This window comes from Treponema socranskii subsp. buccale, assembly GCF_024181585.1.
Lineage (GTDB): Bacteria > Spirochaetota > Spirochaetia > Treponematales > Treponemataceae > Treponema_D > Treponema_D buccale.
Genome location: NZ_CP054258.1, coordinates 165,743 through 178,205, shown reverse-complemented (window position 1 = coordinate 178,205; position 12,463 = coordinate 165,743). Strand labels below are relative to the sequence as shown.

The following is a 12,463-nucleotide window of genomic DNA, read 5'->3' as shown; positions in this document are numbered from 1 at the left end:
AGTATAGCACCGTGCAGCGATTAGAGCAAGCACCGGTTATCCCCTAACGAATAAAAACGCACGGTATTTAAAGAACGGCCTTTTCCGCCGCAAGCTGCGCGTGAATTTTCGCGGTATCGAAAACGGGAATATCCGAATCTTCCTGCGAAATAAGCAAGCCTATTTCGGTGCAGCCGAGGATAACGGCTTCGGCTCCGCGCGATTTCAAATCGGCTATGATACGGAGATACTCTTTTTTCGATTTTTCGGAAACGATGCCGAGACACAGTTCATCGTAGATGACCGCATTGACCAGCTCGATTTGCACCGGCTCGGGAACAAGCACGTCCAAGCCTTTTGCCGCGATGCGGTCTTTATAAAAATCCTGCGTAAGGGTGTATTTCGTGCCGAGAAGGCCGACACGTTTTATTCCGTTTCGAATCAGCTCTTCCGCCGTCGCGTCGGCGATATGCAAAATCGGAACGGAAATACGCGCTTGAATCGCGGGAACCGTTTTGTGCATCGTATTGGTACAGATGACGATAAAATCCGCACCCGCTTTTTCAAGCGACGCAGCTGCTTCGGCAAGTATTTCGGCGCTTTTTTCCCAATCCCCGTTTGCCTGACACGCTTCGATTTCCGCAAAGTCGACGCTGTACATGACGATTTTTGCCGAATGAAGTCCTCCGAGCTTTTCTTTGACGGCTTCGTTGATTATGCGGTAATACGTTACCGTACTTTCCCAACTCATCCCGCCCAATAATCCGATCGTTTTCATTGTATCTCCCGCAGCGATTTTATTAATAGAATGTGTGCCCGACTAAACAATACGGCACTCTTATGGAAACCGTATAATCAACACCCCCGACGCAAGCGTCGGGGTATGTTGTTCTCATAAGGTGGTTGCAGTCGGCTTTAATACCCTTTGTTACGACGCAGCCTCGCAGCGAAGCTTCAAGCGGCGTCGGGGTATTAAACCCTCCGCACGAATAAAATATCACGATAACGAGCACATGTCCATCGACAAGTTTTACGACAGAGTACGTAAAAACGAGTACCGGCGAAGAATGCCGGAAAGCGTACTTGCGGAAGCCTGCTCTAAAAGCGCGACCGCGGCATACACGGCGAGTTTGCAGAGCAAACTCGGTAGTGAGCGCAGCGAACGAAGTTCTCGCCGAAAGCATAGCTTTATTCACGCATACTTTCAAAACTCGACATTCGACCTAAAAAATATGTTTATTGTACGCGATCCGCCTACGCCCGCGTGGAGCACCGCGAAGCGTCCGCGCGCGAGCGCGGATGAGGGTTACCGAAGTGCGGAAGGCGGGTTCTTCCGATACGCGCCGTCCGAAAAAAGAATGTATTTATCATTAAACCCTCCGCACGAATAAAAAAAGCGCCGGCACACCTTTCGGTAAGCGGCGCCTTAATTTTTACATAGCGTTTTTTATATACAATTTTTATTAAAGTTTTTTGTGGCAAAACCAAAAGTCGTAACCGTCGTATTCGGAAAGGCGCTTATCGGCTTCGGCTTTGCTTCCCGGCGGCGGAATGATGACGCTGTCGCCGATCAAACCGTTTTCAGGCCAATCGGCGGGCATCGCGACGCCGTTCGCATCGGAAATCTGGAGCACTTTGACGGCGCGCAAAACTTCTTTCATATTGCGGCCGACTTCCTGCGGATAATAGAGGACGAGGCGCACTTTGCCGTTGGGATCGCCGATAAAGACCGCACGCACGGTGTTCGTGCCTTTTCCGGGATGCAGAAGTCCGAGTTTATTCGCAACCGTATCGTTCGCCGCGATGACGGGGAAGGTGATTTCGATTCCGAGTTTTTCTTTGATCCATTCGATCCATTTCAAATGGCTTTGCAGCTGATCGATTGAAAGGCCGATCAATTTGACGCCGAGCTTTTCAAACTCGGGAACGAGCTTTTGAAACGCGGCAAATTCGGTCGTGCAGACCGGCGTAAAATCGGCGGGGTGGCTGAACAGCACAAACCAGCTGCCTTTCAAATCGCCGGGAATATTCATTTTGCCGAGCGTCGTCGTTACGCTCAATTCGGGAAAATCGTCGCCCAAGAGGGGCATGTGCATTGTCGTTTGTTCCATAAAATCTCCTAAAATTATGATAAATTAAAGTAATTATATAATTGTAATAATTACATAAATGAAATATAGGCTATAAATTGAGTTTTGTCAAGAGGGGGAGGAAAATTGCGCAGGGTTGATATTTGCCGTATGCTTTCGAATGAGCGGATAGAGTATAATTCACCGCACCGATTTAAAAATAAAAAAGCCGCTCCGCCGCGTTCGATTTCGGAACGTTCGGAGCAGCCGTGTTTATCGGCTTCTGCCGTTTACGACAATTTCACCGAAGTAAGCTCAGCACATTTTGGCTAGATTGGTTCGCTTGTGCGATCATAGCCGTGCCAGCCTGTGAGAGAACGTTGTCTCTCGTGAAATTAACCGTTTCTTTTGCCATGTTGGCGTCGCGGATGCGGCTCTCGGATGCCTGGAGGTTTTCCGCGCCGATATCAAGACCGACGATCGTCTTTTCGAGACGGTTTTGATATGCACCGAGGTCGGCGCGCTGTTTGTTGATCTTTTTAATCGCTTCGTCGAGCGTACCGATTGCGCGGTTCGCTTCATCCGGCGTTTCGAGCGTCATAATCGTTTCGTCGCCGACATTGCGCAAACCGAGCGCCATTGCCGACATCGTGCCGATATAGACTTGCGTGCGCTGATCCATGTTCGCACCGATGTGGAACCACATCGAACCGGTAACGGTGTTTTCTCCAGTCGGGCGGGCAAAGCGTCCGGTGAGCATGTTCATGCCGTTGAACTGCGCCGCGCTCGCGATGCGGTCGACTTCCGCGATGAGTGAAGAAACTTCGACTTGGATCTGCATGCGGTCTTCCGCGCTGTAAATACCGTTGGAAGACTGAACAGCCAGTTCACGGATGCGCTGGATGATGTCGGTCGTTTCCTGCAGATAACCTTCCGTCGTCTGAATGAACGAAATGCCGTTCTGAGCGTTCGTCGACGCCTGATTCAAACCGCGGATCTGGCTGCGCATTTTTTCCGAAACGGCGAGACCGGAAGCATCGTCTCCTGCACGGTTTATTCTCATACCGGAGGACAGCTTTTCCATGTCTTTCTGTTGGGAAACCTCCGTGAGTCCCTCAGCGCGAGTTGCAAACATAGCGCTCATATTGTGATTGATAACCATAGTAATCTCCTTCAGCTTTGGTATCAGACAAACCGTACTCGGCTTGTTTTGGTTTTATCACCTTACATACTAATCATCGGAATTCGGCAAAAAGACATTAGCTTTTTTTTAAATTTTTTTGAGGGATTAAAAAGCTGCCGCACGGCGGCAATCGATACCTGCCTATCAAGCGAAAGGGTCTTCCGGAAGCTGTTTACGAAGCGTATCTTTGACGACATAGCCTTTTTCGTTGCACGTACCGTAATAATCGAAATAACCGCGGTCGAGGGCGATCGGGAGCCATACACGGCAGTCGACGGACATTTTACCGAACGGCAATTTTTTGATGTTTATCCAATACGGCAGATTTTTGTCGGTTTCTTTGATCGTACCGGCAAACTCGTCGGCGACAAACACATAGCAGCGCAAGTCGCGGCCGGGAAGTGCAAAATTCAATCTTCCGTGACAGCGCACTTCTTCGATAGCAAGTCCCGTCTCTTCGAGCGCACACCGTTTGCACGCGTCGAGGGGATTTTCTTTCGCTTCTAAACGACTCATCGCCCCCGACACTTTGCCCGATCCTTTTTCGATATACTTCCGTTCGATGAGCAGTACCTGATTCCGCTCGTTTACGATAAAGCACAGCACGACGCATTCGTCGGGTTTCCACGCAGTCCATTCGTCGTCGAATTCTTTTTGAATATCCGCTTCCGTTTTCGGCGCAAGTTCCGGATGTTCTGCAACAAAACACGCGCCGCAGATATTTTCATCGTTTGTGAGCATCTGTGTAATCGTTAACCTTTTTCCGCATTTTTGACAACGGCTTTTAAAAGGCCACGTATGACGGCGGAGCAAAAATCCCGTAAAAACAACCGCGATAAAACCCGGAATCGCAAAATACGGATTCCAATGCATTCGCTGAATCAAAAGCAAAAACGCCAAATAAAATACGGCAAGCATAAGCATGATAAACACCGCTCTCCGTTTTTTTACGGACACGAACCCGACTCTTTTTTGATTAAAATAAACAAGGGCGAAGGCCGCAAGTAAAAATAAATAATTTTCGATTATTTTTTGTATGATTTTTTCCATAAATAATAAAAGCGGAAAAATACGGGGCCGCTTTATCTCACTCGATAACCATGACCGACACGCCGTCGGGAATCGCGGTTATCGTCGCATTCGGATCGCCGCAAAGTTTTTCGGCTTCTTTCATCGCTTCTTCGAGACTGTGCGCGGGGATCATGTGCAGAGCACGTACCGTTTCATCGGGAGCATCCGAAACGTAAATCACGCGCGCCTTTTGTAAAATGCGGATAAAAATCTGCGTCTGCCATTGATCGGGCTTCGTTTCGTTTCTGCCGCGGCTCATAAAAAGATCGAGCGTCTTTTGAATATCCGGCTCGTCGGCCATCTGGTGATAAAATCCTTCGCCTCCGTGACCGTCGTTCGACTTCGCAAGCATAATGATAACGCCGCCTTTTTTGACCGTCGCTTCCGCCGCCGTCATGCCTTTTACCGCTTGGTAAATATTTTGATCGAGAGGATAGCCGCCGTTCGTCGATATGACGATGTCCGCCGGCAGAGCCGCGACTTTGCACAGCGACGAAAGGAAATCGCAGCCTTTTTTATGTGCGGCTTCCACATCGCCTGCAACCGCATAGATCGCTTCTTTTTTTTCGTTGATGACGACGTTGACGATGAACGCGAGTTTCGCCGCGTGCGCCGCCCACACCATATCTTTGTGAATCGGATTTCCTTCGAGGATGCCGGTACGCGAATGCACGTCGGCGATGAATTCGGAACAGTGATTGGCAAGCACCGTCGTACGACTCGCAACTCCGGGAAGAATACTTTTGCGCCCGCCCGAAAAACCCGCAAAAAAATGCGGTTCGATAAAGCCTTCCGCAACGAGCAGATCGGCATCGACAGCAAGCTTATTGATAATGCACTCGCCGCCGCTCGGCAGCGTTCCGACCTTTACGAGCGGAGAATTGTCGCAGTCGTGAACGACGATTTTTTCGTTTTTGACGATTTCTTCGCCGAATTTATCGATGAGTTCTCCTTTTGTCGAAAGCCGGTGACAGCCGGTCGAAATGAGGATCGTAATGTCGGCGTTCGGGTTTCCCTTTCGGATTTCGGCAAGCATCGGCGGAACGATTGTTTTGCTCGGAACGGGGCGCGTATGGTCGCTTGCGATGAGCACGATATTGTTTTTCCCTTCGGCGAGTTCCGAAAGTTTTTTCGTACCGACGGGATTTTCAAGCGCACGGGCGACGAGCGCTTCCGGCGTATTTTTTGCCGTATAGTGATGAAGGTTCGAAACGATGACACCCTTTAAGCGTTCGTCGGGAATATCGATTTTTAAAAATTCTTTTCCGTAAGGAAACGACAGATTCATATATACCCCCATAAAAACAAAAGCCGCACGGTGACGGCTTTCGGTACGGCTTACATTATTTAAATTTTCGGCTCGCGCTTTACTTCTTTTTCAAGCGCCGCATCTTCGGAAGCGAGCGGCACATCGTAATTGATAAGGCCGTGTTTTTCTTCGTACTTATACAGCGCGTTGACGACGAGCGGTGTAACGATAGCCGTGACGATAACCGCAGCGGCGCATTGTGCCGTAGCCGCGGCGGCATAGGGTTCCCACGTCGGATCGACGGCGGCGATGGCGGCAGGTGTTCCGACGGAATTTCCCGCAGCCGTACCGACCGCGGCTCCTACCGCGCAGCTTCGCCGGTTCTTTTTGCGGATAAGCAATTTGTAGATAAAATACGTCGGAATACCCGTCCACAAGACGGTAAGCAGACCGATAAGGATACCCGGAATACCGGCCGTGATAAAGGTTTTAAAACTCATACCGGCGCCGAGCGGAAAAGCGAAGAGGAAAATCGATATGAGCATACCGGGCTTTAAAAAATCGCGCATTTTATCGTCGAGGTTTCCGAGTATCATGCCGACGATGATCGGGAAAATACATGCAAACAAAGCTTTCGCCGGAATCGTCGCGACGCCGCCGAGTCCCATAAACAGCATTTCATAAAACGGACCGTCGTTCGAAGAGATGACCGCGATGGCACCGACATCGGTTTTGTCGCCGTATTTCGTAGCGAGCGCGGTGTACAAGCCTCCGTTTGAATTCGACATACAGCCGATAAGGCCGAGCGGCGTCATACCGAGCATAACGGCACCGGGACCGCCGATTCGCGCGAGGATAACACCGATAGATACGCCGAACAACACTTTACTCGTATTGATGACGACGCCTTTATACAATGCCTGTCCCGCGCTGCGGAATTGAATTTGCGCACCCGAACAAAGGAACAGCACTGCAATAAGACAGTTGCCGCCGTTTTTGAAAAGCGCCGTCGTAAAGCTTCCGATCTTCAAAAAATCCGGAAAGAGCGTGTTAACGGTCACTCCGAGAATCAACGGAACGACCATCAATCCGCCGGGGATTTTGTTAATGGTATCAAGGATTTTAACTTGCCCGAGTTTCATAATTTCCTCCGCGATAAAGTAATATATAATTATAAACCCCGAATTTAAACGCTGTCAAGGAAAATAAAATCTCGTATCGCACACACGGAACGCGCCGGATCGCCCTGCACTCTCACGACGGTTCATATTTGCAGCACACCGAACAGCCGGTAACGATGACGTGCTTTTTACCGTCCTTCGTTTTATTGAAAAGACGGGCGACGAGGTGACCCTCAGGCGGAACTTCTTTATGGCATACGGGACATATCCGTCTTACACCCGGCTCGGGTTTCGGATAACAATGCGGACAGCCGAGTATGATACAGCGTTGATCGCTTACCGTCATCGGCCGAAAAACGCGCGAATACAGATCTTCTTTATATAACGGCGAAGCGCAAAGCGGACAATTCGCAAACGAAGGAGCTTTTTGCCGCGTGCCTCTCGCCGTATATTTATCGCGTTTCGTCAATTTAATAAAATACCGCAGCGCAAAGACAATGATAACGACCGCACCGCCGATCAAAATATAATCAAGCATACGGAAAGTATAGCACGTTTTCGCCATACGTACACGCAGCGTACCCTGATGCGATTCGAATGCGAATGCGATGCGCATCTTGCCGTTCGCGGTTTTTTTATTTATTATTAATGCATGAATATCATCCTCGTCGGATCGGGCGGGCGTGAACATGCCGTCGCGTGGTCTCTCGCGCAAAGTCCGCTTGTAAAAAAGATCGTCGTCGTTCCCGGAAACGGCGGTACCGCTTCTGAAGCGAAATGTAAAAATATCGATATATCCTCGTGCGGTTATATAGAAAACAACGGTACTTCTCCTTACGTGCAGATTGCGCGGCGCGAAGAATGCATTATGGCTGTCGTCGGACCGGAAAATCCGCTTGCTGAAGGCCTTGCCGACGATTTTTGGAAAGCCGATATTCCGTGCATCGGACCGAAAAAAGCGGCCGCCGAACTTGAAGCGAGTAAAGATTTTGCAAAGCGATTTATGCGCACGTACGGCGTCGCATGTGCAAAAAGCGAAACGTTTGACGACAGCGAAAAAGCGAAAGCATACGTCATGCAACACGGCGCACCGGTCGTCATAAAAGCGGACGGGCTTGCGGCGGGAAAAGGCGTTGTCGTTGCAGCGACCGTCGAAGACGCCCTTTCGGCGATTTCCGATATCATGGATTCGGGCAAAGTCGGAGCGGCGGGGGAAAAAATCGTCATCGAAGAATACCTCGAAGGCATCGAAATTTCCGTACTCGCCGCGGTTTCGGTAACTCCCGAAGCGGCAAAAAAACAAAAGGCGAAAATCGTGCCGTTTTTGCCGGCACGCGATCACAAACGCCTTTTCGACGGAGCGGCAGGCCCGAACACCGGCGGCATGGGAGCCGTATGCCCGCTTGCCGACGTGACGGATGAAACGATGACGCTCTTTCGGCGCGATATTCTTTCGCCGACGCTCAAAGGACTCATAGCCGAAAACTTCGATTACCGCGGTTTTATTTTTTTCGGCCTCATGCTCACAAAAGACGGACCGAAGCTTCTCGAATACAATGTACGGCTCGGTGATCCCGAAACGCAGGCCCTGCTTCCGCTCGTCGATTTCGATTTCGCCGCGATGTGCTGTTCGATCGTCAACTGTTCGCTTGACAATTTTTCATTCAAATGGAAAACGGGCTGCGTCGTCGCTCCGGTCGTCGTTTCGGGCGGTTATCCCGGCGCATACGAAAAAGGCAAAGAAATTACAATCGATGAAAACCGCATAAAAGAGGCCGGTGCGAAATTATTTATTGCAGGAGCAAAGCGCGCTCCAAACGGAAAACTCGTCACCGACGGCGGACGCGTACTCGCATGCAGCGCACACGGTGCCGATTTCGACGAAGCGCGTAAAAAAGCGTACGATGCGATCGATGCGGTACGCTTTGACAATGCGTTCTATCGAAAAGATATCGGATTACCGGGCGCGGCGGAATCCGGAACGCTGTAAAAAATCGATTGCGCGGATCCCGAATTTTGCTCGTCATATCCGATTAAAAACATCGGACGGTAACGCTTTTCTTGAAACATATTTCTTCTTTCCCCGCATTTTGTCGATTCAATTGCCGGGTGTAAAAAATTCCATGATATCTTCTTTGAGACATTCGACGGCCGCTTTTTTATCGCCGCGCATCAAATAATTAATAAGCTGTTTATGATAATTCGCTCCGCTGCTTATCCGCGTTAAATGCAGCATTTTCCAATACGAACGGACATAGACGATGCCGAGCGTCCGCATAACATCGGCAAGCCGTTCGTACGAAAAATCGTTGCCCGAAAACGAAAAAAGCGTCAAATGAAAATTACAGTTTTTTGCCCAGTGTTCAAGCGCTTCACGCTGTTCGGGCTTACGGTAATCTTTATACAACAATTCTTCCAACCGAGCGATCCGTTTATCCGTTACGGCATCCCAATTCCGTTCAAGATACCCGCATTCCAATACGACACGGTAATCGAGCATCTCGGAAACCGTTTGCTCGGAAATAGACATCACTTCATAACCGAATCTCGGTATGCTTTTTAACAATCTTTCATTACATAGAGAAATCAACGCTTCTCGAATCGGAGACTTGCTCACGTTGAATTCATCGACAAGAGACTTTTCCGTAATGATGTCGCCCGATTTATATTCATCGCGGATAACACGCTGAAGGATAATATCGTAATACGTATCTTTCAGCGTGTTGTTCGAATATTTTTTCCGCGTCGCAACCATGACATGTGCCTTATTTTTCGAGCATGATATGCAATATTTCCGTATCGGTTGAACGCATACCGTCGCGGCCTACGCGGCCGAAGCTCCGTATCGTTTCTTCAGCCGACCCTTTAACCAGACCCTCACCCTTTTGGAATGCGATACCCTCTTCGGAACCGAGTTCGAAACCGAGAATCGCCGCATCCACCGCCGATGCGATCTTTGCCGCACACGAAGGCTTTGCGCCGTCACATACGATACCGCCGACATCGCCGAGCGTATTCGTAATCGTACGCGTAATGGCATCTTCTCCGCCGCCGTGCAGATAGGTTATGCCGCAGCCGGCTCCGGTCGCCGCGCACACCGCTCCGCAAAACGCGCTCAAGCTGCCGATATAACGCTTTTGCAAAAGCGCCATGAGATTTGCCAAAACAAGCGCACGGATAAGCTTGTCGTGCGGCACATGCCACTCTTTCGCATATTCGATGACCGGCAGCGATACCGTCATTCCCTGATTGCCGCTTCCGCTGTTTATGACGACCGGCAGCGGACATCCGCTCATACGCGCATCGCTTCCCGCCGCGGCGGCAGCACGAGCGCGCACGCGTACATCGTTTTTGTCGTACAGCTTTTCAAGCGTGCGTCCGATCCTCGCTCCGTATTCGCGCGCAAGCCCTTCTTGCGATATGGCGGTATTATATTCGATCTGCCGTTCAATCACGGCGCGCACGTCTTCGATATTCACTTCATTCGCAAAATCGATGATATCTTTTACCGCAAGCAGCGATTTGTCCGCTTGCGTTCCCGTGTCGGCTTTTGCTGCGGGCGATTGCGCATCGATTATTACTTTTCCGTTTTTTTCAATATATGAAATATTCGTGTGCTTTTCGGATACGATGACGATCGCCGTATCGTCACCTTTTTTTGCCGTTACGCGGATATAAAGATTGTCTTTGCCGTCGACAAGACTGCACTTGCAAAACCCCGAATCGACAAGCTCTTTCGTTTTTTTAATCTGCTCTTCGGTGATTTTCGAAAGCACTTCCAAACCGATTTCAGCGTCGCCGCCGACAGCACCGAGCGTCGCCGCCACATCGATTCCTTTCATGCCGCCGGAGTTCGGAACGGTTACGCCCTGCACGTTTTTGACGATATTACCGCTCGCTTCGACCCGTATCGTTTCGGGAAAACTCCCGAGCACGTCGCGCGCTTTTGCCGCCGCAAACGCGATGGCGATCGGCTCGGTACAGCCGAGCGCGGGTACGAGTTCCGTTTTTAAGATTGCGACGTATGCATCGTATATCTTTTTATCCATATAATTATTTTCCTTGCCAATACGTATTTATCGCTTCAAACAAGAGTTTACCGACGACCGAACCGCCGTCGAGAACGCCGATGCTTTTTTCCGCGTAGTATGCCGCACGTCCGTGTACCGCTTTCATATTTTTCGTATTTTCCGAACCCTTTGCGGCAGCGGCGGCGGCAGCTTCGAACGCTTTTTTTTCACCGTCGGCACTGTGCTTTTCAAGTTCGTCGACTGCGGGAATAAAGGCGTCCATAATCGTTTTTTCTCCGGCTTTCGATCCGCATTTTTCGCTGATCGCATCGATCCCCGCTTTAAATGCGGCACTCGTTTCCGCCAAATCGATATCCGTTTTGCCGCGCATCGCTTTCGCCATACCCATAATGCCGATCGACGTAATCGTCCCGAGCGACGACGGCGCCTTTTCGTTAAACGTCATCCCCATTTTCATAAATAATTTTCCCAAGTCCGTTTCATCGGAGGTGTCGAGAAAATCACTTACCGCTTTATAACCTTCGCTCATGGAAATGCCCAAATCGCCGTCGCCGTTTTGCTGGTCAAGTTGAATGAGATAATCTTTATTTTTCGTCATCACATCGCTTATAATTTTACATGCACCTTTTACATCTTTCGCATTCATACGAGATCTCCGTATATTAATAATTAATAAACAGGGCTGCCCGAAAGCTGAAATTTTCAGGCAGTATCCTCCATTTTTTATACATTATTTTAAATAATAACTATTTGTTTTCATTCGTATAAAACGGTGTCGATGCCGGGGCGCGGAGCAATTCTTCAAGCTGCGAATCGAGCTTGAATACGGTGATCGACAGGCCGGCCATCTCCATAGATGTCGCAAATTCTCCGATGTGCGGCATAAAAACGCTTACGTTTTTAGAAGCGAGCATCTTTGCAACCGAACGATAGACGATGAGCTGCTCTTCAAGCGGCGTCGCACCGAGTCCGTTTACCATAACGGAAACTTTGTCGCCGGAAGCGAGGGGCATATCGGCAATGATTTTGTCGAGGATAACCTTTGCGACTTCATCGGCCGTCATCATCTTGCGCACTTCGATTCCCGGCTCGCCGTGAATGCCCATACCTACTTCGATTTCATCGTCATTGATGGAAAACGTCGGCTTTCCGACTTCCGGAACGATGCACGGGGAAAGCGCGACACCCATCGTTCTGATATTTGCAAGCGCTTTTTCCGCAACGGAAGCGACTTCATCGAGCGACATCATTTTATCGGCGGCCGCACCGGCAACTTTAAACGCATACACCATACCCGCAACACCGCGGCGCTTTGCCGCCGTTTCTTTTGCGCTCGAAGCGACGTCGTCGCACACGAGTACGGTTTTCGTTTTGATATCGTCCATGTCGACCATTTCGCAGGCCATGTCGAAATTCATTTTATCGCCGCCGTAGTTTCCGTAGAGGCACAAAACGCCGCTGCCGCGGTCGCACGCTTTAATCATATTCGCCATCTTCTGCGATGACGGAGAAGCGAACACGTTACCGATCGCGCAGCCGTCAAGCATACCGCTTCCGACATAGCCCAAAAACACCGGCAAGTGCCCGCTGCCTCCGGCCGTCACGATACCGACTTTGCCGTCTTTTACGGGATAACCCGAAACGAGCACACGGCAGTCGCCGTCGAGAAAATGCACTCTGTCGCCGTATGCAAGTTCGATGCCTTCCATCATTTCGTTTACAAAGTCTTCCGGTTTGTTAATAATCTTTTTCATACATAC

At 49.9% G+C, this 12,463-nt stretch carries 12 protein-coding genes; 1 reads left to right on the top strand and 11 read right to left on the bottom strand.

Annotated elements, in window-relative coordinates; all coding sequences use genetic code 11:
* Positions 1–67: 67 nt before the first annotated feature.
* From HRI97_RS00855 to HRI97_RS00825, 7 genes are all read right to left on the bottom strand, one after another.
* Entirely contained in the window at positions 68–757 is a 690-nt protein-coding gene (locus HRI97_RS00855) for an aspartate/glutamate racemase family protein (protein WP_253726057.1), read from the bottom strand.
* Between the two features lie 685 nt (positions 758–1,442).
* Positions 1,443–2,090 carry a peroxiredoxin gene (locus HRI97_RS00850; RefSeq protein WP_021331552.1) on the bottom strand — a complete coding sequence of 216 codons (648 nt, stop codon included), beginning with the start codon at positions 2,088–2,090 and terminating at the stop codon, positions 1,443–1,445.
* Positions 2,091–2,349: 259 nt separating this feature from the next.
* A complete protein-coding gene (locus HRI97_RS00845) occupies positions 2,350–3,210 on the bottom strand; it encodes a flagellin N-terminal helical domain-containing protein (RefSeq protein ID WP_180487569.1) in 861 nt (286 codons plus the stop codon).
* A gap of 165 nt (positions 3,211–3,375) precedes the next feature.
* Positions 3,376–4,281, bottom strand: coding sequence for an NUDIX domain-containing protein (locus HRI97_RS00840; protein ID WP_253726056.1), 906 nt, complete (start codon positions 4,279–4,281; stop codon positions 3,376–3,378).
* Positions 4,282–4,318: 37 nt separating this feature from the next.
* Positions 4,319–5,590 (bottom strand): nickel-dependent lactate racemase, encoded by a 1,272-nt coding sequence (gene larA / locus HRI97_RS00835; RefSeq protein WP_253726054.1) that lies wholly within the window; start codon positions 5,588–5,590, stop codon positions 4,319–4,321.
* 59 nt (positions 5,591–5,649) lie between these two features.
* Positions 5,650–6,693, bottom strand: a complete 1,044-nt coding sequence (locus HRI97_RS00830) for a 2-keto-3-deoxygluconate permease (protein WP_180487566.1) — start codon at positions 6,691–6,693, stop codon at positions 5,650–5,652.
* Positions 6,694–6,805: 112 nt separating this feature from the next.
* On the bottom strand, positions 6,806–7,210 hold the full coding sequence (locus tag HRI97_RS00825; RefSeq protein ID WP_253726053.1) for a hypothetical protein: 405 nt from the start codon (positions 7,208–7,210) through the stop codon (positions 6,806–6,808).
* Between the two features lie 114 nt (positions 7,211–7,324).
* Here HRI97_RS00825 and purD point away from each other — a divergent pair, with 114 nt between their 5' ends.
* Positions 7,325–8,662 (top strand): phosphoribosylamine--glycine ligase, encoded by a 1,338-nt coding sequence (gene purD / locus HRI97_RS00820; RefSeq protein WP_253726052.1) that lies wholly within the window; start codon positions 7,325–7,327, stop codon positions 8,660–8,662.
* Between the two features lie 108 nt (positions 8,663–8,770).
* Here purD and HRI97_RS00815 read toward each other — a convergent pair whose 3' ends face one another.
* The 4 genes from HRI97_RS00815 to HRI97_RS00800 form a co-directional block, all read right to left on the bottom strand.
* Positions 8,771–9,427 carry a GntR family transcriptional regulator gene (locus HRI97_RS00815; protein WP_253726050.1) on the bottom strand — a complete coding sequence of 219 codons (657 nt, stop codon included), beginning with the start codon at positions 9,425–9,427 and terminating at the stop codon, positions 8,771–8,773.
* 10 nt (positions 9,428–9,437) lie between these two features.
* Positions 9,438–10,721, bottom strand: a complete 1,284-nt coding sequence (locus tag HRI97_RS00810) for an L-cysteine desulfidase family protein (RefSeq protein ID WP_253726047.1) — start codon at positions 10,719–10,721, stop codon at positions 9,438–9,440.
* 4 nt (positions 10,722–10,725) lie between these two features.
* The gene (locus tag HRI97_RS00805; RefSeq protein ID WP_253726045.1) at positions 10,726–11,349 is read right to left on the bottom strand and encodes a dihydroxyacetone kinase subunit L; all 624 of its coding nucleotides are present in this window, start codon (positions 11,347–11,349) and stop codon (positions 10,726–10,728) included.
* Positions 11,350–11,449: 100 nt separating this feature from the next.
* Entirely contained in the window at positions 11,450–12,457 is a 1,008-nt protein-coding gene (locus HRI97_RS00800; protein WP_253726044.1) for a dihydroxyacetone kinase subunit DhaK, read from the bottom strand.
* Positions 12,458–12,463: the final 6 nt, after the last annotated feature.

Excerpts from the sequence above, each read along its gene's own strand:
- HRI97_RS00855 (WP_253726057.1), bottom strand. The coding sequence starts at position 757 with ATGAAAACGATCGGATTATTGGGCGGGATGAGTTGGGAAAGTACGGTA.
- HRI97_RS00850 (WP_021331552.1), bottom strand. The coding sequence starts at position 2,090 with ATGGAACAAACGACAATGCACATGCCCCTCTTGGGCGACGATTTTCCC.
- HRI97_RS00845 (WP_180487569.1), bottom strand. The coding sequence starts at position 3,210 with ATGGTTATCAATCACAATATGAGCGCTATGTTTGCAACTCGCGCTGAG.
- HRI97_RS00840 (WP_253726056.1), bottom strand. The coding sequence starts at position 4,281 with ATGGAAAAAATCATACAAAAAATAATCGAAAATTATTTATTTTTACTT.
- larA (WP_253726054.1), bottom strand. The coding sequence starts at position 5,590 with ATGAATCTGTCGTTTCCTTACGGAAAAGAATTTTTAAAAATCGATATT.
- HRI97_RS00830 (WP_180487566.1), bottom strand. The coding sequence starts at position 6,693 with ATGAAACTCGGGCAAGTTAAAATCCTTGATACCATTAACAAAATCCCC.
- HRI97_RS00825 (WP_253726053.1), bottom strand. The coding sequence starts at position 7,210 with ATGCTTGATTATATTTTGATCGGCGGTGCGGTCGTTATCATTGTCTTT.
- purD (WP_253726052.1), top strand. The coding sequence starts at position 7,325 with ATGAATATCATCCTCGTCGGATCGGGCGGGCGTGAACATGCCGTCGCG.
- HRI97_RS00815 (WP_253726050.1), bottom strand. The coding sequence starts at position 9,427 with ATGGTTGCGACGCGGAAAAAATATTCGAACAACACGCTGAAAGATACG.
- HRI97_RS00810 (WP_253726047.1), bottom strand. The coding sequence starts at position 10,721 with ATGGATAAAAAGATATACGATGCATACGTCGCAATCTTAAAAACGGAA.
- HRI97_RS00805 (WP_253726045.1), bottom strand. The coding sequence starts at position 11,349 with ATGAATGCGAAAGATGTAAAAGGTGCATGTAAAATTATAAGCGATGTG.
- HRI97_RS00800 (WP_253726044.1), bottom strand. The coding sequence starts at position 12,457 with ATGAAAAAGATTATTAACAAACCGGAAGACTTTGTAAACGAAATGATG.